The 25,802-nt window shown below is 71.1% G+C and carries 14 protein-coding genes and 3 pseudogenes; 4 read left to right on the forward strand and 13 right to left on the reverse strand.

From position 1 onward, the window contains the following. Positions 1–47: 47 nt before the first annotated feature. The gene (locus ABT118_RS24520) at positions 48–8,831 is read right to left on the reverse strand and encodes a DUF7927 domain-containing protein (RefSeq protein ID WP_350672702.1); all 8,784 of its coding nucleotides are present in this window, start codon (positions 8,829–8,831) and stop codon (positions 48–50) included. A 262-nt stretch (positions 8,832–9,093) separates the two neighbouring features. Between ABT118_RS24520 and ABT118_RS24525 the strand changes: the two genes are divergently transcribed. The 3 genes from ABT118_RS24525 (at position 9,094) to ABT118_RS24535 (ending at position 11,065) form a co-directional block, all read left to right on the forward strand. Then, positions 9,094–9,858 carry a bestrophin-like domain gene (locus ABT118_RS24525; protein ID WP_350672704.1) on the forward strand — a complete coding sequence of 255 codons (765 nt, stop codon included), beginning with the start codon at positions 9,094–9,096 and terminating at the stop codon, positions 9,856–9,858. Positions 9,859–9,938: 80 nt separating this feature from the next. Beyond that, positions 9,939–10,472 (forward strand): CchlQ, encoded by a 534-nt coding sequence (locus tag ABT118_RS24530; RefSeq protein WP_350672706.1) that lies wholly within the window; start codon positions 9,939–9,941, stop codon positions 10,470–10,472. Between the two features lie 62 nt (positions 10,473–10,534). Continuing rightward, the gene (locus ABT118_RS24535) at positions 10,535–11,065 is read left to right on the forward strand and encodes a GNAT family N-acetyltransferase (RefSeq protein ID WP_350672707.1); all 531 of its coding nucleotides are present in this window, start codon (positions 10,535–10,537) and stop codon (positions 11,063–11,065) included. A 30-nt stretch (positions 11,066–11,095) separates the two neighbouring features. Here ABT118_RS24535 and ABT118_RS24540 read toward each other — a convergent pair whose 3' ends face one another. From ABT118_RS24540 to ABT118_RS32780, 11 genes and pseudogenes are all read right to left on the reverse strand, one after another. Further along, positions 11,096–11,632 carry a hypothetical protein gene (locus ABT118_RS24540; RefSeq protein ID WP_350672709.1) on the reverse strand — a complete coding sequence of 179 codons (537 nt, stop codon included), beginning with the start codon at positions 11,630–11,632 and terminating at the stop codon, positions 11,096–11,098. Between the two features lie 79 nt (positions 11,633–11,711). Continuing rightward, entirely contained in the window at positions 11,712–13,115 is a 1,404-nt protein-coding gene (locus tag ABT118_RS24545) for a leucyl aminopeptidase (protein WP_350672711.1), read from the reverse strand. Next, the gene (locus ABT118_RS24550; protein WP_350672713.1) at positions 13,112–15,679 is read right to left on the reverse strand and encodes a tetratricopeptide repeat protein; all 2,568 of its coding nucleotides are present in this window, start codon (positions 15,677–15,679) and stop codon (positions 13,112–13,114) included. The genes ABT118_RS24545 and ABT118_RS24550 overlap by 4 nt, the downstream gene beginning before the upstream one ends. 419 nt (positions 15,680–16,098) lie before the next feature. Then, the gene (locus ABT118_RS24555; protein ID WP_350672715.1) at positions 16,099–17,214 is read right to left on the reverse strand and encodes an aminotransferase class V-fold PLP-dependent enzyme; all 1,116 of its coding nucleotides are present in this window, start codon (positions 17,212–17,214) and stop codon (positions 16,099–16,101) included. 34 nt (positions 17,215–17,248) lie between these two features. Continuing rightward, positions 17,249–18,487 (reverse strand): MFS transporter, encoded by a 1,239-nt coding sequence (locus tag ABT118_RS24560; protein WP_350672717.1) that lies wholly within the window; start codon positions 18,485–18,487, stop codon positions 17,249–17,251. A gap of 101 nt (positions 18,488–18,588) precedes the next feature. Next, a complete protein-coding gene (locus ABT118_RS24565; protein ID WP_350672720.1) occupies positions 18,589–21,348 on the reverse strand; it encodes a molybdopterin-dependent oxidoreductase in 2,760 nt (919 codons plus the stop codon). Then, entirely contained in the window at positions 21,345–22,169 is an 825-nt protein-coding gene (locus ABT118_RS24570) for an FAD binding domain-containing protein (RefSeq protein WP_350672722.1), read from the reverse strand. Before ABT118_RS24570 ends, ABT118_RS24565 begins: the two co-directional genes overlap by 4 nt. Before the next feature lie 1,144 nt (positions 22,170–23,313). Beyond that, positions 23,314–23,472, reverse strand: coding sequence for a hypothetical protein (locus tag ABT118_RS24575; protein WP_350672960.1), 159 nt, complete (start codon positions 23,470–23,472; stop codon positions 23,314–23,316). A 15-nt stretch (positions 23,473–23,487) separates the two neighbouring features. Then, positions 23,488–23,565, reverse strand: a pseudogene (locus ABT118_RS32775) (hypothetical protein); the annotation flags it as partial. 202 nt (positions 23,566–23,767) lie between these two features. Then, positions 23,768–24,070 (reverse strand): annotated as a pseudogene (locus tag ABT118_RS24580) (Gp37-like protein); the annotation flags it as partial. Between the two features lie 28 nt (positions 24,071–24,098). Beyond that, a pseudogene (locus ABT118_RS32780) lies at positions 24,099–24,254 on the reverse strand (Gp37-like protein); the annotation flags it as partial. A 127-nt stretch (positions 24,255–24,381) separates the two neighbouring features. Between ABT118_RS32780 and ABT118_RS24590 the strand changes: the two are divergent. Beyond that, on the forward strand, positions 24,382–24,849 hold the full coding sequence (locus ABT118_RS24590) for a hypothetical protein (RefSeq protein WP_350672724.1): 468 nt from the start codon (positions 24,382–24,384) through the stop codon (positions 24,847–24,849). Between the two features lie 128 nt (positions 24,850–24,977). Here the strand turns inward: ABT118_RS24590 and ABT118_RS24595 are convergent, their stop codons facing one another. Then, positions 24,978–25,526: a phage tail family protein gene (locus ABT118_RS24595; protein ID WP_350672726.1), complete on the reverse strand. Its 549-nt coding sequence runs from the start codon at positions 25,524–25,526 to the stop codon at positions 24,978–24,980. Positions 25,527–25,802 lie beyond the last annotated feature (276 nt).

Below are 25,802 nucleotides of genomic sequence, written 5' to 3' on the forward strand. Positions count from 1 at the left end.
AGGGCCGGTCCGGGCGGAGGAAGTCCACCCGGTCGGCCCCCACCGGGTCAAGGGTTCCGGCGCCTGCGGGTGGTGAGGCGGAGCAGGCCGCCCAGCAGGAGCGCACTGCCGGAGACGGTCAGGAGCATCCCGGCGGGCAGCTCGCTGCCGGTACCGGGCAACGGCGTGGGCGGTACGGGCGGTACGGGCGGCTTCGGGCCGGGGTCGACGGTGCTGGTGCAGGCCGGGTCGGTTGCCCCGGGCGGGCAGTTGCTGTCCGGTGCCGTCACGGCGTTGACCAGGCGGCCGTCGCCGGTCCGGGTGACCGAGTAGGTGACGGTGGCCGTCGCGCCGAGCGCGAGGTCGCCCTGCCAGCGCAGGACCGGTGACCGGAACTCGACGGTGCCGGTACCGGCCCGGGCGTCGCCGTTCCAGCGGGCGTTGGCGAGCACCCCGGTCAGGTCGTCGCTGAACGAGGCCCCCGGGTAGGGCGCCGCACCGTCGTTGGTCACGGTCACGGTGTACGTGACCCGCTCACCCGGCTGCACCCGGTCCCGGTCCGCCTGCTTGCGGACCGTCAGGTGACGCCAGGTCAGGTGGCTGGAGCAGCGCGGGTCGACGGCGCCCCCGGCCCGGACGCTGCGGGGCATCGGGATCGGGCAGTTGCTGTCCGGCGCGGTGACGGTGTTGTCGAGGTCGCCGTCACCGGTGGCGGGCCGGTTGACGGTGACGCTGTAGGTCACGGTGGCGCTCGCCCCCACGGCCAGGCCGCCCTTCCAGGTCAGCTTCGGCGCGGCGTAGGTCAGGGTGCCGGTGGAGGCGGTGGCGTCGCCGCCGTAGGCCGCGTCGTCCAGCAGGCGGCTGAGGTCGTCGGTGGCGGTGGCGTCGTCGAAGGGAGCGCCGCCGGTGTTGGTGATGACGACCGTGTAGGTGATCCGGTCGCCGGGCTGCACCGACGACTTGTCCGCCTGCTTGACCAGCTCCAGCCGCCTGACGGGGGTGACCTTGGTGCAGGCGGGGTCGGTGGAGCCGGGCGGGCAGCTGCTGTCGGTGGCGAAGACCAGGTTGCTCACCTCGGCCGCCCCGGCCGGGACGGGCGACTTGACGGTGAACGAGTAGCGGACGGTCTCCTGTTGGCCCACGGCGAGGTCGCCGGTCCAGCTGAGCGAACGGTCGGCGGCGGTCACCGTGCCGGCCGAGGCGGTGGCGTCCCGGTTGAAGTCGGCGTGGGTCAGCAGGCCGGAGAAGTCGTCGGTGAAGGAGGCGCCGGTGAAGGGGGAGGCGCCGTCGTTGAGCACGGTGACGGTGTAGGTGACCTTGTCCCCGGCCTTGACCTCGGCGCGGTCCACGGTCTTGGTGACCTTGAGGTGCCGGACCGGGACGGTGCTGGTGCAGTCGGGGTCGGTGGAGTCGGCCGGGCAGTTGCTGTCGGGGGAGACGACCGCGTTGGTGAGCCTTCCGTCGCCGGTGGGCGGGCTGTTGACCGTGACCGAGTAGGTGATGGTCGCGGTGTCACCCGCCAGCAGGTCGCCGGTCCAGCTGAGCACGGGGGCGGCGTAGGTGGCGGTGCCGGTGGTGGCGGTCGCGTCGCCGTTGTAGGTGGCGTCGTCGATCACCTTGGCCAGCGTGTCGCTGAAGGTCGCGCCCGGGTAATAGGTCCGGCCGTCATTGGTGACCGTGACGGTGTAGGTGATCCTGCCGCCGGGTGTGGCCGAGGCCTTGTCGGCCTTCTTGACCACCTTGAGGTGCCTGACCGGGGTGACGGTCCCGCAGCTGGGGTCGGTCGACCCCGGCGGGCAGTTGCTGTCGGTCGAGACGACGGTGTTGGTCAGCCTGCGGTCGCCGGTCAGCGGGTTGTTGACGGTGACCGAGTAGGTGACGGTGGCCCGTTCGCCGACCTTGAGGTCGCCGGTCCAGGTGAGCTTCGGCGCCGTGTAGGTGGCGGTGCCGATGGTGGCGGTGGCGTCGTTGCCGTAGCTGGCGTCGTCGATCACCTTGGTCAGGTCGTCGGTGAACGAGGATCCCGGAATGTCGAGTTGGCCGTCGTTGATGACGGTGACGGTGTAGGTCACCTTTCCGCCGGCGGTCACCTCGGTGGTGGAGGAGGTCTTGGCGACGGTCAGATGACGGACCTTGACCTCGTTGCTGCACTCCGGGTCGGTGGAACCCGTCGGGCAGGCGCCGTCGGGCGAGACCACGGCGTTGGTGAGCTTCCCGTCGCCGCTGATCGGGTTGTTGACGGTGACCGAGTAGGTGATGGTCGCGGCCTGGCCCTTGGCGAGGTCGCCGAGCCAGCTGATCGTCGGGGCCGTGTACGCGGCCTTGCCGACGGTGGCCGTCGCGTCCTTGTTGTAGGTGGCGTCGTCGATCACCTTGGTCAGGTCGTCGGTGAAGGCGACTCCGACGGCGGTCTGGTCGCCGAGGTTGGTGACGGTGACGGTGTAGGCCACCCGGTCGCCGGGCTTGGCCTGGGCCGGGGTGGAGGTCTTGACGATCCTGATGTTGCGGGCCGGTACGACGGTGCTGCACTCCGGATCGGTGGAACCCGGCGGGCAGTTGCTCTCCGGCGCGACCACGGCGTTGGTGAGCTTCTTGTCGCCGGTGTCCGGGTCGTTCACGGTGACCGAGTAGGTGATGGTCGAGCTCGCGCCGACCGGGAGGTTGCCGGTCCAGCTGAGGGTGGGCGCGGTGTAGGTGGCGGTGCCGATGGTGGCGGTGGCGTCGTTGCCGTAGGTGGCGTCGTCGGTCACCTTGGTCAGGTCGTCGGTGAACGAGGCGGCCGGGTACGGGACCTGGCCGTCGTTGGTGACGGTGACGGTGTAGGTGATCCGGTCGCCGGGCCTGACCGAGGCCTTGTCCGCCTTCTTCACCACCTTGAGGTGCTTGACCAGGACGGTGTTGGTGCAGGCGGGGTCGGTCGAGCCGGCCGGGCAGTTGCCGTCCGGCGCGACCACGGCGTTGGTGAGCCTGCCGTCCCCACTCAGCGGGCTCTTGACCGTGACCGAGTAGGTGACGGTGGCCTGCTCACCCACCTTCAGGGCGCCGGTCCAGCTGAGGGTCGGCGCGGTGTAGCCGGCGGTGCCGGTCGAGGCGGTGGCGTCGTTGCCGTAGGTGGCGTCGTCGGTCACCTTGGTCAGGTCGTCAGTGAACGTGGCCGCCGCGTAGTCGAGTTGGCCGTCGTTGGTGACGGTGACGGTGTAGCTGACCTTGTCGCCGGGCTTGGCCTGGGCCGGGGTGGAGGTCTTCACCACCGTGAGGTGGCGGATCCTGACCTCGTTGCTGCACTTGGGGTCGGTGGAGCCGGGCGGGCAGTTGCTGTCGGCGGAGACGACGGCGTTGGTGAGCTTCTTGTCGCCGGTGGGCGGGTTGTTGACGGTGACGGAGTAGGTGATGGTGGCGCTCTCGCCGACCTTCAGTGCGCCGGTCCAGCTCAGCGTGGGTGCCGTGTAGCCGGCGGTGCCGATGGTGGCGGCCGCGTCGCCGTTGTAGGTGGCGTCGTCGATGACCTTGGTCAGGTCGTCGGTGAACGTGGCTGCCGCGTAGTCGAGTTGGCCGTCGTTGGTGACGGTCACGGTGTAGGTCACCTTGTCGCCGGGCTTGGCCTGGGTCGGGGTGGAGGTCTTCACCACCGTGAGGTGGCGGATCCTGACCTCGTTGCTGCACTTGGGGTCGGTGGAGCCGGGCGGGCAGTCACCGTCTGCCGAGACGACGGCGTTGGTGAGCTTCTTGTCCCCGGTGGGCGGGTTGTTGACCGTCACCGAGTAGGTGACCGTCGCGATCGCACCCGCCTTGAGGTCGCCGGTCCAGCTGATGGTCGGCGCCGCGTAGGTGACGCCGCCGGCCGTGGCAGCCGCGTCCTTGTTGTAGACGGCGTCGTCCAGCACCTTGGTCAGGTCGTCCGTGAAGGTGGCGCCGGTGAGGTCCACCTGGCCGTCGTTGGTGACGGTGACGGTGTAGCCGACCTTGTCACCGGGCTTGGCCTGGGCGGGAGTCGACGTCTTCACCACCTTGTAGTGCTTGACCCTGACCTCGTTGCTGCACGCGGGGTCGGTCGAGCCGGGCGGGCAGCCGCCGTCGGGGGAGACCACCGCGTTGCCGAGCTTCCCGTCGCCGGTCAGCGGCTTGTTCACGGTGACCGAGTACGTCACGGTCGACTTCTCGCCGACCTTGAGGTCGCCGGTCCAGCTGAGATTGGGGGCGGTGTAGCCGGCGGTGCCGATGCTGGCGGCCGCGTCGTTGCCGTAGGTGGCGTCGTCGATCACCTTGGTCAGATCGTCGGTGAACGAGGCGCCGGTGAGGTCGAGTTGGCCGTCGTTGGTGACGGTGACGGTGTAGGTCACCTTGTCGCCGGGCTTGGCCTGGGCCGGGGTGGAGGTCTTCACCACCTTCATCGAGCGGATCAGCACGGTGGTGTGGCAGGCGGGGTCGGTGGAGCCGGGCGGGCAGCTGCCGTCGGGGGAGACCACCGCGTTGGTCAGTTTCCGGTCGCCGGTGGCGGGGTTGTTGACGGTCACCGAGTAGGTGACGGTCGCGACGGCGCCCTTGGCCAGGTCGCCCCGCCAGGTCAGCACCGGAGCGGCGTACGTCGCCGTTCCGGTGCTGGCGGTCGCGTCGTTCCCGTAGACCGCGTCGTCCAGCACCTGGGTCAGGTCGTCACTGAAGGTCGTGCCCGTCACCGCGTCGCCGAGGTTGGTGACGGTGACGGTGTAGGTCACCTTGTCGCCGGGCTTGGCCTGGGACGGGGTGGAGGTCTTCACCACCTTCACGTTGCGCGCCGGGATGTGCACCGAACAGGCCGGATCGGTCGATCCGGTGGGGCAGTTGCTGTCCGGTGCGACCACCACGTTGTCGAGGCGGGCGTCGGCGGTGTACGGGTTGTTGATGACGACGGAGTACGTCACGGTGGCACTGGCGCCGGCCGCGAGATCGCCGGTCCAGGTCAGCCGGGGAGCGGAGTACACCACCCGGCCGCTGCCGGCGGCTGCGTCGTTCCCGTAGACGGCGTCGTCGACGATCTTCGTGAGGTCGTCGGTGAAGGTGGCACCGGGGTAGTTCACCTTGCCGTCGTTGGTGACGACCAGGGTGTAGGTGACCTTGTCCCCGGCCCGGACCTCCGTCCGGTCGGCGGTCTTGCGGACCTTGAGGTGCTTGATCCTGACCTCGTTGGTGCACTTGGGGTCGGTGGAGCCGGCCGGGCAGCCGCCGTCGGGCGAGACCACCGCGTTGGTGAGGACGCCGTCGCCGGTGAGGGGGTTGTTGACGGTGACGGAGTAGGTGACGCTGGCGCTCTGGCCGGCCTTCAGCGCGCCGGTCCAGGTCAGCGTGGGCGCGGTGTAGCCGACGGTGCCGGTGGTGGCGGTCGCGTCGCCGTTGTAGGTGGCGTCGTCGATGACCTTGCTCAGGTTGTCGGTGAACGTGGCTGCCGTGTAGTCCAGTTGGCCGTCATTGGTGACGGTGACGGTGTAGCTGATCCTGCCGCCCGCCTTGACCTCGGCGGCGGACGAGGTCTTCACCACGGTGAGGTGGCGGATCCTGACCTCGTTGCTGCACTTGGGGTCGGTGGAGCCGGCCGGGCAGCCGCCGTCGGGGGAGACCACCGCGTTGCCGAGCTTCCCGTCGCCGGTGAGCGGGCTGTTGACGGTCACCGAGTAGGTGACCGTCGCGACGGCGCCCTTGGCGAGGTCGCCGGTCCAGCTGACCGTCGGTGCACTGTACGAGACCGTGCCGGCCGTCGCCGCCGCGTCGTTGCCGTAGGTGGCGTCGTCGAGCACCTGGCCGAGGTTGTCGGTGAACGAGGCCCCGGTGTAGGCGGTCTGGCCGTCGTTGGTGACGGTGACGGTGTAGGTGACCTTGTCGCCGGGCTTGGCATCGGTGCGGTCGACGGACTTGCGGACCGTCAGGTGCTTGAGCAGCACCGTGCTGGTGCAGGCCGGATCGGTCGAGCCGGCCGGGCAGTTGCTGCCGTCGGCGGTGACGACGTTGACCAGCTTGCCGTCCGTCGAACCGGTCACCTTCACGGTGTACGTGATCACCACGGTGGCACCCGTGGCGATCGTCCCGGTCCAGGTGATCTTCGGGCTGGCGTACGTCACGGTGCCGCCGCCGGTGGCCGCCGCGTCACCGTTGTAGCCGGCCCCGGTCAGCACCTTCGTCAGGTCGTCGGTGACCACCGCGCCCGGGTAGTCGGCCTCGCCGGTGTTGCGGGCCGTCACCCGGTAGGTGACGGTGTCGCCGGTCTTGGCCTCGGTGGGCGTGGCGGTCTTGCTCACCTCCAACCGGGGCAGCCTGGTGACGGTGGTGCAGTTGGGGTCGGTGGAGCCGGGCGGGCACTGGCCGGGGATGTTGGTGGTGACCGCGTTGGTGAGGGTGGTCCTCCCGGCCGGGACGGGGTTCTTCACCTTGACCGTGTAGGTGATCACCACCGTGCCGCCCTTGGCGACGGTGCCGGTCCAACTCAGCCTGGGCGCCGTATAGGTGGGCGGGGTCAGGGTGGTGCCCGTGCCGGTCCTCGCGGTGGCGTCGTTGTTGTAGTCCGCCCCGCCCAGCACACCGGACAGGTCGTCGTTGACGGTGGCGCCGGTGTAGTCGGCCTGGCCGGTGTTGCTGACCGTGACGGTGTAGGTCAGCGTGCCGCCCGGCTTGGGCGCGGCCGGACTGGAGGTCTTGACCACGGTGACCGAGGCCAGCGGGACGGTGCTGGTGCAGGCCGGATCGGTCGACCCCGGCGGGCAGTTGCTGCCGGAGGCGGTGACCTTGTTGACCAGGGTCCGGCTGGTCGCACCGGTGGCCTTCACCGTGTAGGTGATCACCACCGAGGCGCCCTTGGCGACGGTGCCGGTCCAACTCAGCCGGGGCGCGGTGTAGGTGGGCGCGGCCAGCGCCGTACCGGTCCCGCTCTTCGCCGCCGCGTCACCGTTGTAGTCGGCGCCGGTCAGCACGTCGGTCAGGTCGTCGCCGATGGTGGCGCCCGGGTAGTCGGCGTCACCGGTGTTGCGCGCGGTGACGGTGTAGGTGATGGTGTCGCCGACCTTGGCCGGGTTGGGCGCGGCGGTCTTGGTCACGTCGAGCCGGGGCAGCTTGGTGACGGTGGTGCAGTTGGGGTCGGTGGAGCCGGCCGGGCACTGGCCGGGGATGTTGGTGGTGACCGCGTTGGTGAGGGTGGTCTTCCCGGCCGGGACGGGGTTCTTCACCGTGACCGTGTAGCTGATCACCACCCGGCCCCCGGCCGGCACCGGCCCGGTCCAGCTCAGCCGGGGCGCGGTGTAGGTGGGTGCGGTCAGCACTGCTCCGCTGCCGTCCTTCCCGGTGGCGTCGTTGTTGTAGTCCGCGCCGCCCAGGACCCCGGACAGGTCGTCGCCGATGGTGGCACCGGCGTACGCGGTGCTGCCGCTGTTGACCGCCGTGATGGTGTAGGTGACCTTGTCGCCCGGCAGCGGGGCGGCCGGGGCGGAGGTCTTGGTCACGGCGACCTTGACCACCACGATCGGCACGCTGGTCGAGCAGTCCGGATCGGTGGACCCGGTGGCGCAGTTGGTGCCGGTGTTGCTGACCACGGTGTTGCGCAGGGCAGCGCCGTCGGTCGCGTTCGCCCGGACCGTGACGGAGTAGGTGAGGGTGTAGGTGGCACCGGCCGGGACGTCGCCCTGCCAGGCCAGCGAAGGCGGCGGGGTCGCGGTGAAGGCGCCCACGGCGGTGCCGGCCGCGTTCCGTGCGGTGGCGTCGTTGTTGTAGGTGGCGTTGTTCAACACGTTGGCCAGCGAGTCGCTCAGGGTCGCGGCGGGGTAGGGCACGGCGCTGGTGTTGGTGAGGGTGACGGTGTAGGTGACCCGGTCGCCCGGCATCACCCGGGTCGGGACGGCCCCGTTCACGGCCAGGGTCTTCTTCACCTTGAGCGTGGGCACCAGCGGCGGGGAGACCGCGCAGCTGGCCAGGTCGGTGATCGGCCAGCTGCCGCCGGTCTCGGCGATCGGGGAGCCGGTGGTGTTGGCCTCCACCTTGCCGCCGGACACCAGGGTGGAGGCACCGGTGGCGGCGTCGACCCGGTAGAGGCTGCCGTCGTAGGAGCCGACGTAGACGGCGTCCTTGTGGAAGGCCATGCCGTAGAGCGAACTGCCCAGGGCGCCGGGCCCGGTGATCTGGAGTGCCCGGACGGCGGTGTGGTTGACGGGATCGATCCGGTAGACGTAGCTGGCCGAGCCGTAGTAGACGCCCATGTAGGGGAAGCCGTCGCTGTCGACGAAGATGTCCGGGATGGTCGCGCCGGAGGACCAGATGGTGTCCCCGGCCGGGCCGGTCGGCCGGAACACCGTGGAGGCGCCGGTCCTGAGGTTCATCGTGAAGAAGGTCTTGTTGGTGCTGAGGTTCTCCGCGCCGAACAGCGTGTCGCTGTTGGGGTCCGCGCCGAGGCCGCCCCAGTTCACCCCGGCGGGCAGGTTGATGGTCGTGCTGCCGTAGATGTTGTCCGTCGCCGCGTTCGCGCCCTGCACCTGCTTGTAGAGGGTCAGGTTGCTGGTGGTGTAGTTCGCGTAGAACAGTGCGGGCTTCCCGGTGTCGGGATCACGTCCGGCGGCCATGCTGCTGGACCAGTAGTTGGGCGGGCTGGTCGCCACCGCCCGGCGTGAGATCACCCGGTTGGTGATGACCGGGTGCCCGCTGCCGTCGTTGTCGAACACCGACCCCGACCGGTAGTTCGAGTAGTACAGGTGATCGCAGTCGACGGTGGCACCGGCGTCGCGCTGCATCCCGAAGTCGGTGGCGAACGCGACCTGCGGAGTGACCGCGAGCAGCGCCAGGGAGAGGGCGAGGACGAGCAGTCGCCGCCCCTGGTCGGCCAGTACCGTCACACGCTTCACCGGTTGCTCCAGCAGCTCAGCCGCGCACATGGTGTGCCCAGCAGTTCATGTGATCAGAACGTTGCGCGACCGGTGGCGCGCGAGCCGGTTCCGCCACGGCCGAGCCACCCGTACGGCCCCCGACCAGGAGTGACGGTGCGTCATGGCGGCGCCCGTTCGGGTCAATCTGCGGACCGGCGGAGCTACCGGCGCATTGGCGGTGGTACGCACAGGGGGAGCCGCAGCCCGTACACCCGTCGGAGCAGGGGAGCCCCACGCACACATGGCACTGTCAGCGCTGCTCGTCGTCCTCGCCGCGGCGGTCGCGTCCGCGACGCTAGCCTGGCTCAGCCACCGGACGGTCTACCGCACCCGGCTGCCGGACACCGGCCCCGCGCTCGGCACGGCGGCCGGCGCGGTGCTCTCCTTCTTCGTCGTCACCATGGCCTTCCTGCTGGTCAACTCGACCGGCGCACTCTCCACCGCCCGGCAGAACAACTACGCCGAGGCCGGGGCGGTGATCGACCTCTACCTCGCCGCCGAGAAGCTCCCCGAACCGGCGAAGCAGCAGATCCGCAGCAAGTCGGAGGACTACCTGCGGGAGGTGATCGAGGTGGAGTGGCCGCAGATGGCGACCGGCCACGTCGACCTGACCACCTTCCGCACCACCTACCAGCTCCGCCAGATCGTGCTGGACCTGCCCGCCACCGCGCCCACGATGGCGGTGCGGGACGCCCGGCAGGCGGTCGCCGACGTGCTGGCGCAGCGGCGGGTGCGGACCACGGCCGCCGGTGACGGCGCGCCACCCTTCCTGCTGGTCACGCTGATCGGGGCGGCGGTCCTCTCGGTGCTGTTCCTGCTGCTGCTGGGCTGGCCCAGGGGCCGCCGGGGGATCGTCACCATCGCGGTGGTCGGCGGACTGCTGGCCTTCTCGATCTGGCTGGTGCTCCAGATCAACCACCCCTACGGCGCCGGGATCCGGGTGATGCCGGGCGCCTTCTACGACGCCATCGACCGGATCCACCTGATCGAGGCCACCGGGTTCTGACCGGATGACGCCTCGGCCCGTGGCGTACTACGGTGCAGGCTTCGTCGACAGTCAGGGGAGTACGGGTGGAGTGGGGGACCTTGGTCGCGACGCTGGGCGGCGCCGTGATCGCGATATCCGGGACGGTGCTGGCCGACCGGCTGCGCACCCGGCAGGAGACCGACCGCGGCCTCGACGCCAGGCGGCGGGAGGTGTACACCGACTTCATCTCGGCGGCCGGCACCGCGCACACGCAGCTGCGCCGGCTCGCCCAGACCGGGGACGCCGACACCGGGGCCGAGGAGGCCAGCCGGGCCGCACTGGTGGAGGCCGGGCTCTACCAGGTCCGGGAGCGGCTCTACATCGACGCCAGCCCCGAGGTGGCCGGAGCGGGACAGCGGATGTTCGAACGACTGCGGGCCCTGCGCCGGGCGGTCGCCGGGGGCGCGGTCGAGTCCTCGGCCGCCTTCCACGACGCCTACCACCCCTACATCGAGGCGGTCTGGGCCTACCGGGTCGTGGTACGGGCGGAGTTGGAGGGCCAGGCACTCTCCCCGGCGGTCTTCGGCTGGGCCGCCTGGGACGGCCGCGAACGCTGCCCGCGCTGCCGGGGCGAACTCCCGGCCGCCGGCTGAACCGGCCCTCCCGCCCCCGTGTTGACTACCGGATCGGCCCCCGGGTTCGACAGGATGGCCGGATGACCGAGATTCGCACCCCCCGCCTGCTGCTCCGTCGCTGGACCGAGCAGGACCTCGCCCCGATGGCCGAGATCAACGCGGACCCGGACGTCATGCGCTGGATCCGCGACGGCTCCGTGCTCGACCCGGAGCAGACCGCCGCGGCGATCGAGCGCTGGGAGCACGAGTGGGACGACGAGGGCTTCGGCCTGTTCGCCGTCGAACTGCTCGCCTCCGGCGAACTGGCCGGCTTCACGGGCCTCTCGATCCCCTGGTTCCTGCCCGAGGTGCTGCCCGCCGTGGAGATCGGCTGGCGCCTCGGCCGCCAGTTCTGGGGCCAGGGCTACGCCTCGGAAGCCGCCCACGCCGCCCTGGAGTTCGCCCTGGAGGACCGCGGCCTCGACCGGGTGGTCAGCATCGCCCGGGCCGGCAACGACGCCTCCGAGAACGTCATGCGCAAACTCGGCATGGAACTCGACCGGGAGATCACCCACCCGGAGTACGGCCACCGGCTGACCGTCCACGCGATCGACCTGACGCAGTACCACTGACGGCGCGACCCGGGCGGGTGGGCGACCCGGTCAGACGGTGTCCCAGCGCCAGCCGTTGTTGTCCACGCACTTGATGGTGCGTCCGGTGGCGTCCCGGCCGACCACGTTGTGGTCGGAGGCGCGGCAGAACTGGCCCGACTTGTAGCAGTTGCCGCTGTTGGCCTTCGGATAGCACCCGGCCCCGGCCGGATCGGCCGTCCGGGTCGGCTCGGGCGCCGGCGGCTTGGCGGTGGTCCTGGCAGGGGCCGGGGCCGGGGCGGTGGTGGTGGCGGCCCGGGGGGCGGCCGGCGACTTGGTCGTCGGAACGGCCGCGGGTGCGGTGGTCGGCGGGCTGACGGCCTCGGTCGGAGCGGCCGGTGCGGTGGTGGCGGGTGCGGTCGTGGCCGGCGCCGACGGGACGGGCGTCGGGCTCGCCGTCGCCGCGGCCACGGAGACGGACGGTGCCGGGTTCTCCACCACGCGGCCCGTCGCGCTCGGGGCGCACGAGGTGAGCAGGGCCACGCCCGCGATGAGGCCGAAGGCTATTCTCGTCCGCTTGCCGGGCCGTACCGTCTGTCTCTGGGTCATGTCCCCTGCCCTGTCTGCCTGGTGGCCGATTGTGTGACCGGCAGCCTACTGAGCGCAGTCGGACCGGTCGCGGGCGGGGTCAGTCGGAGAGCAGGTACTCGATCAGGGTGCGGACGCCGACGCCCGTGCCGCCGGGGACCCACTCGCCGTCGTCGGTGTCGGACAGGGCGGTGCCCTGGATGTCGAGGTGGGCCCAGGGGATGCCCGGCGGGACGAACTCGCGGAGGAAGAGGCCGGCCAGCAGGGCGGTGCCGTGCCGGACGCCGATGGTGTAGTTGGCCAGGTCGGCCACCCGGGAGGCGAGTTGGGGCCGGTAGGAATCGGGCAGCGGCAGTGGCCAGAGCTCCTCGCCGGCCCGGCGCCCGGCGGTGCGGAGCGCGTCGGTGAGGGCCTCGTCGGTGCCCATGACGGCGGTGATCCGGCGGCCGAGGGCGACGGCGGCCGCGTCGGTGAGGGTGGCGAGGTCGATGACGGCGTCCGGGGCGGTCTCCCCGGCCAGGGTGAGGGCGTCGGCCAGGATCAGCCGGCCCTCGGCGTCGGCGTGCCGGACCTCGACCGTGCTGCCGCTGCGCATCCGCAGCACGTCACCGACCCGGATCGGGTCGCCGTTCGGCATGTTCTCGGTCAGCGGCAGCCAACCGTCCACCGCCACCGGGCAGTTCAGCGCGGTCAGGGTGGACATCGCGGCCAGCACGGCCGCCGCCCCGGCCATGTCGGCCTTCATGGCGGCGAGTTCGGCGTTCGGCTTCAGCGAGAGACCGCCCGCGTCGTAGGTGACGCCCTTGCCGACCAGCGCGATCCGCCGCGCCGCCGGATCGGCGGGCCGGTAGCGCAGCCGGACCAGCCGGGGCGGCACCAGGGAGCCCCGGCTGACCCCGAGCAGGCCGCCGAGCCGCTCGGCGGCGATCCGCCCGGCGTCCCAGACCTCGCACTCCAGGCCGGAACCGGCCGCGATCCTCACCGCCCGGTCGGCGAACTCCGGTGGGGTGAGGGCCTCGCCGGGCTCGTTCACCAGGTCGCGGGCCAGCAGGACGGCCTCGCCGACCCGCACCCCGGCGGCGAGTTCGGCGCGGGCCCCGGCGGTGTCCGCGGTGACCAGGTCGATCCGTTGGCCGGCCGCGGGCGGGGCGGAGAAGTACCCGGCGAAGCGGTACCCGCCGAGCAGGAAGCCCTCGACCAGTGGGCGGAGTTCGGCAGCAGGGGCCTGCACGGCCAGGCGACCGTAGCCGGCCACCGCCCGGGCCAGCCGGGCGCCCGCCGCACGGGCGGTGGCGCGCCCGTACCCGCCCCGGGGGCCGCAGCCGAGCAGGACGGTGACGGGTTCGCCCGGCAGGTGCAGGGTCTGCCCGGGGGCACCGGAGAAGCCGCTCCCCGCGAGGAAGGCGGGGCTCAGCCCGGCCGGCAGGGCGTCGGACCAGGCCGGCACCACCACGGCTTCGACATCGTCGGCCTGAACCGGCGTCAGCCGCCACTCGACGCTCACAAGCCCTCCCCGGCCCCAGCCTTGGTCTCGGTCCCCGCCTCGGCCCCTGCGCGGGCGGCGCGGCGGGCCGCACCCCACGCCTCCAGGTCGGCCAGGTACTGCTCGGCCAGCCCGCCCATGCCGTTCGCCGCACCCACGGCGGCCCACCCCCGGGCGGCGGAGATCGCGTGCGGGTCGATCCGCAGCGCCTGGAGGTAGCAGTCCTCGGCGAGCAGCGGCCGCCCGGCCCGGGCGAAGCAGTCGCCCGCCGCCGCGTACCCGAAGGCGGTGGAGACCGGCCCCAGCCGGGCCGTCCGCAGGTAACTGCGGGCCGCCTCTTCGGGGTTGCCCTCCTTCAGCAGGCCCTCCGCGACCTCGATGTGGGTCTTCGGCTCGTACGGGTCGAGGGCCAGCGCCTCGGCCACCAGCCGGTGCGCCCGGTCGTTCTCGCCGAAGGCGTAGAACTCCTTCGACCGGCTCTCCACGCAGGCCCGCAGGTTCTCCCGGCGCAGGAACTCCTGGTACTCGCCGACGGCCGGCACCGCCCGGGCCAGCTCCTCGGCCCGGTCCATGTCGGCGGCCAGCTGCACGGTGTCCCGCTGGAGGAACGGCACGTAGCTGACGCTGCGGTAGAACCGGCTCTCCATCATGGTCTTCTCGAACGGGGAGTACTGCGGATCGGCCAGCAGCTCCGCCAGCGCCTTCTCCCCGATCGCCCGCCAGTCGAGCGCGGCCTCCAGCGAACGGGTCTCCCGCGCCTCGTAGATGACCGAGAAGACCGCGATCACGAACCGGAGCCGGGTCGGGCAGGCCGGGTGCTCGGCGATCGCCCGGGAGTTGGCCGGGGCGACCACGGCCGCCCGGCCGACCGAGCCGACCCAGCGGACGATGTCGAGCCAGTGGTGCAGCCGCAGCTCGGCCGCCGTCCGCAGCTCGGCAGCCGGCCTGAACGGGATCAACTCCTGCACCAGCTTCAGGAATCCGAGCCGGAACAGCACCACCGCCACCTGGTGCTGCCGCTCGGCGTCGTAGGCGCCGAACTCCGCCACCCACTCGCACAGGGTGTCCCAGGCGGGCGTCCGCAGCCCGGCCGGCAGCTCGGCCGGGTGCGCGACGGCGAACTCGGTCAGCCCCGACTCGCGGATCAGGTTGGTCCGGAACGCGGGCGGCATCAACCGCTGCCAGTTCACCGTCGGCGGGGTGCCCCGCTCGGCGAACTCGAAGGCCAGGGTGGGGAGTTTGGCGTACAGGCCGGGGGAGGCGGACTCGCCGAGGTTGAAGTACGCCGCGTGCATCCGGTAGTGCCAGTTGTTGGCGTACGGGCGCTGCGGGTCGCGCTCGGCGGCCTGCCGGACCACCTCCGCCAGCGGCTCGTCGCCCGCCGCCAGGCAGCTCGCCACCAGCCGGTCGCGGGTGGTGGCGGCGCGCGGCGCGGCCCGGAAGGCCCGCTCGGTGAGCACCCGGGCGAACTCGTCCTGCCCGGTCTCGGCGGCGCAGCCGGCTGCGTGCAGCAGTGCGAACCCGGTCCCGTACGGGCCGAGCCGGGCCGCGTGCAGGAAGCCCGCCAGGGCCTGTTCGGTCCGGCCCGCCCGCCGGTGCGCCTGCGCGGTCTGCATCCGGAGCTTCACGCAGCTCGGGTCGATCGCCAACCCCTCGGCCAGGGCCAGCTGTTCGGCCTCGGTGTCACCGAGCCTGACCGCCATCTCCACCCGGCGGTCGATCAGCCGCCGCCGGGTCTCCAGCAGCACCATGGCGTCGTCGCCGTCCGGCGCGGGGAGCTCGTCGACGGCCTGCTGAGCCACCGCCAGCCGGGCCGCCGCCCCGGCGAAGTCCTGCTGCCGCTCGGCGTACATCACCTCGCGCAGGGCCAGCCTGGCCTCCAGCACGGTGCGTTCGAAGCCGCTCAACTCGCCCACCAGGCCGGCGAGCAGCTGCCTGGCCCGGTCGAGGTGGTGCGGTACGGCCGAGTCGTCGCTGCCGTGCCGGGCCAGCAGGTAGCCCCAGCCCGCCACCGCCTGCACGTGCGTGACCGTGGGTGCCGGGTGCTCGACCAGGGGCCGGTACGCGGCCGTGGTCCGGTCGGTCAGGCCTTCGAGGCCGAACAGCGCGACCGCGCGGGCGCCTTGGAGCCCGGCCGGCACCGCGTCCCGGCAGTCGGCCGGGTCGAGGTCCTCCGGTACGACGTCCAGCACGGCGGGCAGCAGGCAGGCGGCGACCAGCCAGTGCGCCAGCCCGGCCCGGTCCACGGTGTCCAGGTCGGCCCGGTGCCGGTAGGCCTCCGCCATCCGGCGCCAGGCCGGCGAGGCCAGCTCGTCCGGCAGGTCCGTTGGGGTCGACGCCCGGTAGCGGTGCAGCCTGGACTCCTCGACCAGCAGCCGCCGGTAGCTCGCGGGCATCGTCATGCCGAACCGCAGCGCCCGCGGCGCCCGGGCCTCGAACCGACGGGCCGCCAGCACCGCCGCCCTGGCCTGGATGACCGTCGACGGCGTCCCGGCGCCGTCGAAGTACGGCCGGTGCACCTCGAAGGTCATCCAGCTGGGGGCGTTCACCCCGACAGTGCCGTGACTGAACTGCCAGCGGTCCACGGTGCCATTCCCTCGTCTCTGACGTGCCCTCGGAAAGACGTGTCTCGGAAAGCCGAGATGCGCCCTGGGCCGCAAGGGCACAGGGCGCACCACCAGGAGGACGGATCAGGTGGCGTCGTCCATCAGACAGGTCCAGCAGTCGGCTTCGCCGGTGCTGATCTCGACCTCGTCCGCAAGGGACTCCCAGGACTCGTACGACATTTCGTACTCCCTTCACCGAATGACCGGACACGTATATTCGCGCCGGTGCTGGTGTTCGGAAAGCTAGGGCAGCCGCCGAGGAGCGTCAAGGCTTTCCCGACCATTTCGGCAGTAATTCATCAGGTGTCGTCAGGTGTCGTCAGGACGGTGAAATCGGTGTTCCGGGAAATGCGGACGAGCCCTGCGGCCGGCGCGCCGCAGGGCTTGATCCGGCCTGATCAGGCCGTCAGCTCCGAAAGCCGGGACAGGAAGAGATCGACTTCCCGGTCGGTGGTCCAAAAGTGCGGGGAAACGCGGACCAGCCCGGCCGGTACCGATACCTGTACCGCAGATTCGACCAGTCTGTCCACGAGTTCGGCGCTGTCCGTCCGGGCGCCGGAGAAGCTGACTATCCCGGAGTCCGAGGCCGGGTCCGCCGGAGTGGCGGGAGTAAAGCCGGCCGCGGAAACTCCCGTTCTGATCCGGTCCGCGAGGGAGAGCACCCGCGCGGTCACGGCGGGCAGCCCGACCGCCTCCAACTCGGCCAGCGCGGCGGCCAGGCCGACCATGCCGATCAGGTCGTACATACCGCCCTCGACCCGGGCGGTGCCGGCCCGTTCCGGGAGCTGGTAGCTCAGCGGGCCCTTGCCCTTCATCAGCTCCGGCGCGCCGTCGAAGCCGAACCAGCCGGTCGGGACCGTCCGCAGCAGCTCCAGCCGCCCGGTCCGGCAGAAGAACACGCCCGTCCCGGGCGGCCCGCCGAGCCACTTGTGCGCGCCGGCCGCCAGGAAGTCGACCGGGGTGTCGGCGAGCGAGAGCGGCAGTGCGCCGAGGCTCTGCACCGCGTCCACGCTGACCAGCGCGCCGACCCGGCCCGCCAGGGCGCAGACCGCGTCCAGGTCGATCCGGAAGCCGGTGGCGAAGTTGACGTGGCTGACCGCGACCAGCCGGGTGCGCGGGCCGATCGCGGCGGCGATGTCCTCGGTACGGTAGCCGCCGGCGTGCATCGGCACCCAGTCGAGCTGGACGCCGTGCCGTGAAAGCCTGCTCCAGGGGCGGACGTTGGCCGGGAAGTCGCGGTCGAAGACCACCACCCGGTCGCCCCGGTGCCAGTCCAGCCCGTCCGCGACGAGGTGCACGCCGGTCGAGGTGTTGGGCACGAAGGCCACCTCCTCCGGCGTGCAGGAGAGCAGCCGCGCCATCGCCCGCCGGGCGGCGGCCCGGGCCGCGAACAGGCCACCGATCCGGGTGCTCCCGTACGGCATCACCTCCTCCAGCACGGTCCGCATCGCGTCCACCGCGGCGGGCCGCAGCCGGCCGAAGCCGGCATGGTCCAGATACGCGCTCTCCGTCACCTGACGGTCTCCTCCGATGGTCCTCGACGGGATGTCAACTCGCGGGCAGCAGCGCGTTCCTGGAGCGGGCGGTGACCGCCGCCCAGGCCGCGACCAGCAGCGGCACGCCGTGCAGCAGCAGCACCCACTCCGGTACCCAGGAGGGCTGCAGCACCAGGCCGGTGACGAGCAGTCCGGCCATGAAGCCGCTGTTGACGACGATCTGCCCGAGGCCGAAGGCCCGGCCGCGCCGGTCGTCCGGCAGGCGCTGCATCGCCTGTTTGAAGGTGATCTCGCTCAGGGCGTCGCCGAGCCCGGCCACCACGGCGCAGAGCAGCCGGGGCCACCAGCCGGAGAGCCAGAAGATGCCGATGAACCCCGCCGACATCACCATCGTGGCCAGGCAGAAGACCAGCAGCGGGTTGCGCTCGACCACCCGCTTGGCCAGCGGGCGGAGCACGAAGCCGGCCAGCAGCAGCCCGGCCGCCCAGCAGCCCCAGACCGCGCCGGACACGAAGGTCGGTGAATCCGGCCGCAACTCGCTTCCCAGGATGGGGAGTCCGACGTGCTGCGAGGAGCTGCCGAAGGCGTCCAGGCCGCGCAGCACCACCAGCACCGCCAGGCCCGCACCGACCAGCATCGGCCAGGCGCCGGTCCGGTCCCGCCGGGCGCCGCCCGCCGCGCCGGGCTCGCGCATCCGCAGCCGGAGCGCGGTGAGCACCAGCGCCGAGAGCGCGTACGTGCCCGCGTCCAGCGCGAACACGCCCCGGTAGCCGATCAGCGGCACCAGCACGGTGGCCAGGCCCATGCCGACCATGAAGGCGACGCCCTTGAGCCCGGCCAGGATGCTGTTCACCGCCTGGGTGCGCTCCCCGGCGAGCACCGGTGTGGCGGCCGACAGGGTGGCCTCGAAGACCGAGCGGCCGGTGCCGATCAGCGCGACCGCGGCGTACAGCCACCAGTTCTGGGCCGAGTCCGGCAGCAGCGCGAGCAGGGCGAGCATCAGCATCCGGACCAGGTCGGCGGCGATCATCACCTGCCGCCGGTCCCACCGGTCGCCGTACCGGTGGCCGAGCCGGCCGCCCGCGATGGCGCCCGCGTAGAGCGCGGCGCTCAGCAGCCCGGTGGCGAGGGCCGAGTGGCTGCGCTCCCAGACGAACACCGACAGGCAGATGAAGTCGAGCGCGTACCCGACGTCCGAGATCGTCTTGGCGGCGAGCAGCACCCCCAGGCCACGACGGCTCGCCGAGGCCCCCGGTCCGGTGCCCGCGGCCCGGGGCTCGGTCCGAGTCACTGCTGCACCAGGAACATCAGCCGCACCCCTTCGCTCTCCCCGTTCGACGGGGACCAGCGTCCCAGCGGATGATCGATCTGGGTAGAGGGCCGCCGCCGGCCTCAGGCGCGGGACGCACCCGCCCCGTTGCGCCGGTGTTCGTCGAGGGCCCGCCAGACGTGGTCGCGCAGGAAGGGGGCCTCGGTGAAACGGATGCCGGTGGCGTCGCGCAGCGCGTTGGCGAAGGCGGGCGGGACCGGGTTGAAGGGGCTCTCGCTCATCGACTTCGCGCCCAACGGGCCGATGGCGTCCGAGGTTTCGGAGAAGTGCACCTCGGTGCGCGGGATGTCGGCGTAGGCCGGCAGCCGGTAGCGGCGGAACGCGGCGGTGGTGACCTCGCCCCGGTCGTCGACCAGCACCCGTTCGAACAGGGTCGCGCCGAGCGCCTGGGCGACGCCGCCCTCGACCTGGCCGCGGCACTGCATCGGGTTCATCACCTTGCCGGCGTCGGCGCCGTGGACGCTGCGCAGGATCCGGATCTCCCCGCTGTCCGGGTCGACCGCGATCCGGAACCACTGCGAGTTGAAGGCCACCGAACGCGGCGTACCGCCCCAGTGCCCGTCCGCCGAGAGCTCGACCCCCTTGCCCCGGGCGGCCTCGAAGACCTCCTTCAGGGTCACCACCCGGCCGTCGCACTCCACCGCGTCGGCGGTCAGCCGCAGCAGGCTGCGCGGGGTGCGGGCGTACTCGGCGGTGAACGAGAGCAGTTGCTCGGCCAGCGCGTTGGCGGCCTTCATCACCGCCTTGCCCGCCACCACGGTGCCGGCCGAGCCGAACGCGCCGGTGTCGTGCTTCACCACGTCGGTGTCGGACTGCCGGATCGCGATCCGGTCCACCGTGGTGCCGAGCGCACCGGCGGTGATCTGCTTGTGCACCGTGGTGGTCCCGTTGCCGAACTCCGCGGTGCCGACCGCGATGTCGTACGTACCGTCGTCCAGCAGCTTCACGGTGGCGTCGGCGAAGTGGCCGCCGGGCGGCCCGGTGGCGATCGCGGCCATCGCGAAGCCCTGGCCCACCAGCCAGCCCTCGGGCGCCAGTTCGGCGCTGGTGTCGTCGGCGAGGGCGTCGCGCACCACCTGGAGGCACTGGTCCAGGCCGTAGCTGGCGATGTGCAGGTCCTCCTCCTCGCCGCAGGGGCCCTCCATGTGGTCGCCCGGGCCGATCACGTTCTTCTCCCGCAGCACCAGCGGATCGAGGTCCAGCCGACGGGCCAGCTCGTCCATCGCCGACTCCAGCGCGAAGGTCACCTGGCCCAGCCCGTAGCCCCGGAACGCCCCGGCCGGAACGCAGTTGGTGTACACGGAGTACGCGTTCACCTTCTTGTTCGGCGCCCGGTACACGCCCATCGACTCGCCGACGCTGTGGAACATCACCGCCGGGCCGTGGTTGCCGTACGCGCCGGTGTTGGAGACCACCCGGAACTGAAGCGCGGTCAGGGTGCCGTCGGCCTTGGCGCCGACCTTCACGGTGACCTTGAACGGGTGGCGGGTGGTGGCGCCGTAGAACTGCTCGGGGCGGGTGAACTCCAGCTTGACCGGCCGGTGCAGCCGGAGCGCGGCGAGCACGGCGATGTCCTCGGTGAGCATCTCCTGCTTGCCGCCGAAGCCGCCGCCGACCCGGCCCGCGACCACCCGGACCCGCTCCTTCGGCAGGTCGTACAGGTCGCACAGCGCACGCCGGGTCAGGAACGGCACCTGGGTGCTGGACCGGACCACGATCCGCTCCCCGCCGCCCTCCTCCCGCTCCTCGAAGTAGACCACGCAGCCGTGGGTCTCCAGGCTGGCGTGCTGCACCCGCTGGGTCTGGAAGGTCTCCTGGTAGACCACGTCGGCCTCCGCGAACCCCTGCTCCACGCTGCCGAGTTCACCGTGCACCTCGCCGCAGACGTTGTCCTCGGCGCGGAAGATCCGCGACTCCGGGCCCTTCGGGTGGATCACCGGCGCGCCGGGCAGCATCGCCAGCTCGGGGTCGACCACGAACGGGAGCAGCTCGTACTCGACCTCGATCCGCCGACAGGCCTCCTCGGCGGCCCCCTCGCTCTCGGCCACCACGGCCGCCACCCGCTGGCCGACGAAGCGGACCACGTCGTCCAGCACCCGGGTGTCGTCCGGGTCCTCGGTGGGGTGCTCGTGCCGGGCCGAGGAGTACAGCTTGTCGGGGGCGTCGTGGTGGGTGAACACCGCGTGCACCCCGGCCACCCGCAGGGCGTGGGCGGTGTCGATGGAGACGATCCGGGCGTGCGGGTGCGGGGAGCGGAGCAGCTTCATGTGCAGCAGGCCCTCGACCTCGACGTCGAAGGTGTAGCGGGCGGTGCCGGTGACCACCTGCGGTCCGGCCGGGGCACCCGGGCTGCGGCCGACGGCCTGCCCGGCACCGGGCTCCTCGGTGTGCTTCACCCCGCAGATCGCGTCCTCGATCGCCCGGTAGCCGGTGCAGCGGCACAGGTTTCCCTTCAACGACCTCGGCAGGTCGGTGAGTTGCTCCTCGTTCAGGGCCGAGGTGGTCATCAGGAAGCCGGCCGTGCAGAAGCCGCACTGGAAGCCTTGCGCGTCCAGGAACCGCTGCTGCATCGGGTGCAGCTCGCCGTCCTTCGCCAGCCCCTCGACGGTGGTCACCGCGCGGCCCTCGGCCCGGACGGCGGGGTAGATGCAGCTGTGCACCGGCCGGCCGTCCACCTGCACGGTGCAGGCGCCGCAGTCCCCGGCGTCGCAGCCCTTCTTCACCCCGAACCAGCCGCGGTCGCGCAGGTAGGTGCGCAGGCACTGGCCCGGCCGGGGTTCGGCGTCGAAGTCCTCGTTGTTGACGCGGATCGAGAAGCTCATCGTCCGGCCTCCTCGGTCAGTTCGCGGCGGATCTCCTCGGCGAAACGGAACGTCATGTGCCGTCGCCAGGCGGGGAGTCCGTGGATGTCGTCGAAGTACTCGTGCGCCGCGATGCCGTACTCGAGCGCCTCGCGCAGCGCCTCCGCATTCGGCGGCAGCGCGAACCGCAGCTGGATCGGCCGTACGGTCGAGGCGGTGACGGTGATGGTCAGCTCACCGTCGATCGGGTCGACGGCCCCGATCACCAGCGCCCCCGAGCGGCCGAGCCCGTACAGCGAGGCCTGCCGGAACGCGGTCCGGCCCGCCAGCGCCCGGGCCGGCAGCGTGATCGAGCGCAGCAGCTCGCCGGGCTGGAGGTCCTTCATCCCGGCCCCGACGACGAAGTCCGCCACCGGCACCTCGCGCACCGCACCGCTCTGCGACAGCAGCAGGCAGACCCCGTCCAGGGCGGCGGTCAGCGAGATCATCGGCCCGGCGGGCAGCCCGTTGCACAGGTTCCCGCCGACGGTGGCCATGTGCCAGATCTTCCAGGAGGCGAGAAAGGCCCGGCAGCACTGCTCGAACAGCGGCGCCGCAGCCCACTCCGCCGGCTTCGGGAACTGCGACAGCTCGGCGATCGTGCAGGTCGCCGCGATCTCCAGCCCGCCCTCCGCCCCCACCGTCAACGGCTCCCACCCCATCCGGCCCAGGTCGATCAGCCGCCGGACGTGCAGCTGCGGCTCCGAGAACAGGTACGTCCCGCCGCCCAGCCACGCGTCCCCCGGCTGCCACGCCTCGCGACGACGGGCGTCGCGCACCTCCACCACCGTGTTCAGATCCACGCCGTTGCCCCGTCCTCGACCGCTCGATACGGAGATTGAAGCAACGCCCCACCTGCGGGAACGAGTGGATTCGCACACCAGTGACCGCCCGACGGACTGGAGGATCCACCATCCTCACGGCACCTCGACGACGGGTCGGGGCCGGCCCGGGAACGCGAAGGGCGCGCAGCGACGGCCGGGAACGGTCCGTCGGCTGGGAGGCGTTCGGGTGCTTCGTGGCGCTCCTGGTGGTCGTCGCCCTGGCGGCTGCCGTGTCGTGGTTCCTCGTCATCGCCGCCTCGATCCCGGATTGGTGAGCGCGCCCCAACCGAGGCCGCCGGCCATCAGGTCCACGGGACGCTCTTGTGCCCGGGCCGGTGTCGAGGGTGAGAGTTCACCCCGCTGCGATGACCGTCCCGGGAGAGGTGGCCGGGACGTCGAACGGAGATCGCGGCGGCGGCACCCGCACAGGCGGCCACCGACTGCCCCTCGGGTTACGCCTGCATCTACTAGGGCACGTCCGTCGAGTCGGGCATTCAGAGCATGTGGAACAAGCGCGGCGCGTACAAGATCTACAACTACGAAGGCCCGCACCTCGTCGTCAACAAGCAGACGGACCAGTGGATGCTCTGTCTGTGCAAGGGCGGCTACGGAAACGACTGCCCGCTCATACTCGTCCAGACCTCCGACGCCGCCCGGCAGCAGCTCGTGCATTGCGGAAGCGTTCACCTCCCCGGAGGCCGACCAGGCCCAGGCCCGGCGAGCGAGGCTGAGCAGGGCAGAAGCTTGGGTCATTTGGTCTCTCTCCGTTCGGGAACGCGAAAGGGGCCGACGCGTTGTCGGCCCCTCGTTGGTGAGTGAATGAATTGAGCTGTCAAGCGGAGTGGGCCATGCAACTTCCTTGATCGGGTGGACAGTTCACGACCGAAGCGGAAAGAGTGGGCTCGCGTCCCGAAGGGCGGGGCGGCCTCACAGCGATGTGGTTCGGGGGAACTGGCCGATGAACAGATCTGGGTGCTTCATGACGGTGGTGGGCATGGTGGTGCTGGTCATCGCGGCGGTGCTTGTCAGCGGTTGAGAATCCGGGCCGGGTCGAGCGCGGTCATCAGCTCGACCGGGCGGGAGTTCTCGGCCTCGATCTTCGTCAGCCGGTCCTTGATTTCATTCATGTCCGCCTGGAGGCGTCGGCGCGGGTCTTCTGGGCCTCGGCCTCTTCGCGCCAGATCTTGGCGGTGTTGATCTGCCAGGCAGCCCGGAGCATCACCAGGGCAGCGGTCACGGAGACCGCCGTGCCGGCGAAGGCGAACACCTCGGTTGAGTTCATTCGTGCTGCCTCCTCTCAGGCGGGGTCGACGATTAGCCACGCGACGCTCGAAGTGTCGGATGCGCCGGTGGACTTGATGACGAACGAGGCGCCCGCCCGTGCGGGCGTTGACCCACAGAGCGCCCGGGGTGCCGCCGGGAGCCTGGGCGGTGAGCATTGATCTGGCGGGTGTGGTCACGCGGTGGTGGGCACGGTCACGGTGCCGGCCGCGAGGGTGGCGACGCCCAACTTGGCGTTCGCCCCCTCCTTGATGTCCGAGTACTCGATCCCGTTGCACGTCCGAGACGACAGCCCCGACAGTGGGCTGAGGGTCCATCAGGATGCCGGGCACCTGGCGGTCGGGAAGAGCGCCGGGGCCGAGAGAGGTGTTCAGCTCCTGCCGCAGCACTGCGGAGACCGTCCGGGACTCCGCGGCCGTGTACTGCTGGCCGACCGGCTTGGCCGGGTCGGGGAAGGCCAGGCGGCTGTAGGCGTGCGCGTTGTCGCACCTGCCGCCGACGTTCAGCGACCCCTGCTCGGTGTGCTGCTGGACCGTCCAGTACTCCTGGAATGAGTCGATGCGGCCGGTCAGAAGCGGCAGCTCCACTCCGTCCTGGTAGACGGCGACACCGCCTCCCTTCTGGGAGCAGTTCGACCTGCTCGGTGCCGGACTTCACCAGCAGCTGCCAGCTGCCCATCTGGCTGTACCGGACGGTGAGGTCCAGCTTGATCCACGTGTCGATCTCGCCGACGCGCCTCATGTCACGGTCTCGCACTTCAATGCGGCAACCCAGGGTTATCACCTCGGTTCTGCCTAGTTGGGCGGGTTGGGGAGCACCAAGCCTCGATAGCTTTGGTTTGGCAACTCAGCCTGGCGAGAAGGGATTTGGATACGCAGACTGTGGCTCGCTGCTGCTACGGGGGATGGGCATGCCAGAGATTCGAAGGATTTCACCGTGGATCACTCTTGTGATCGTGCCGATTGTTGCGATGGGAGCGTTTTGGGTGATCAGCCTCCTTCCGCAGACACTCGGGGGGCTTGGGCCCTCGCTGGTGGGGGAGGAGAAGATATCGCCCAGCCGGGTTAAAGATCCGGGATGCGTGGCGGCTGAGCGCGTCTTCAAGTCCCTCCTGTATCTGTCCGACACGCCTGGCAACACGAGCATGGTGGCACAGGTCAGGGGCATGGCCGATGAGCTGGACCAGGCCCGCAAGTTGGCTCAGCACGCAGATGTCAGTAACAACATTGAGAGGCTGGCGGGACAGACGCGGGGCTACGCGGACGATCTCTTGGCCAGGCCGACGGCCGCCAGCAGCAGTTCGGTGATCAGCGGCGTGACCATCTTGCAGGTCGTCTGCGAGGGTAAGACGTGGCCGGAGAGGCAAACCGGTCAGTAGGAGTTGTAGCGGGGCCGGAAAGTCAGCTGGACGGACGGCTTTCCGCTGCCCGCGACGACATCGAAGCGGACGGTCGAGCGCCCCGGCGGCAGGTTGAACATCTGTGGGTTCGACGCGAGTTCGGGGTATTAATTCGTTCCCTGGTCGTCCTTGGCGCTCTTGTGGCCGGGACGGGTGTCGATGGTCAGGGTCCGGCCGGCCTCGATGACCGGAGCCCCGGACTCGATGCCCTCGCTGAGGGTCAGCAGAAGGAAAGGGGACCGAAGGAATGGCAGCCCCTTGCCGAAGTCCCAGCTCTCGGAGCGGACTTCGTCCGAGTAGAACCAGGGGTCGAAGCACATGAGCTTGATGCCATACTTCACCCACCGGAACCCGGTCCGGTCCTCGGCCTCGTTCCCCTCCATGCCGTCCTTGTAGTAGCCGTAGAGGTATCGGGACTGCCCGTCGGACTCGGTGAACCGCAGCAGCGCGTACCCGCGCCGGGGGTTGAGCGCGGCCACGAGGCGCCGCTTCGTCTCCTTCAGCGTGCGCCGGTCGGGGCTGTAGATGTAGACGGGGAGCAGGACCTCGCGGGCCACGGCGCGGGTGCCCCGGAAGAGCCCGCCGTCCAGGTTCGGGCTGTCGTCGGCGTGCAGTTCGATGGGCGGTGCGTCCAGGCCGAGTGCTCCGGCCTGCATGATGCTCGAGGGCCGGCGAAGCCGGTGAGGGCGATCTCCTCGCCCTGTGGCCGTTGCTGCCGGTGATGGTCACGTAGGTGTGCTGCCAGTGGACGGCCTCCGGCAGACCGGGTGGAGGTGCTGGTGTCTCTTCGGCTCAGACCAGTACAGCGGGAATGGGCATAGAGTCTCCTGATCGTCAGATTCCGTGCATGACCTCCATTTGCTGAAGTGCCTTAGTGACAAAGCAGGTTGTGCAATTTCGGACCCGCAGTCAACCTATGAGGTTGCAGGTTC

Origin of the sequence: Kitasatospora sp. NPDC002040 (assembly GCF_040296785.1) — a bacterium.
Lineage (GTDB): Bacteria > Actinomycetota > Actinomycetes > Streptomycetales > Streptomycetaceae > Kitasatospora.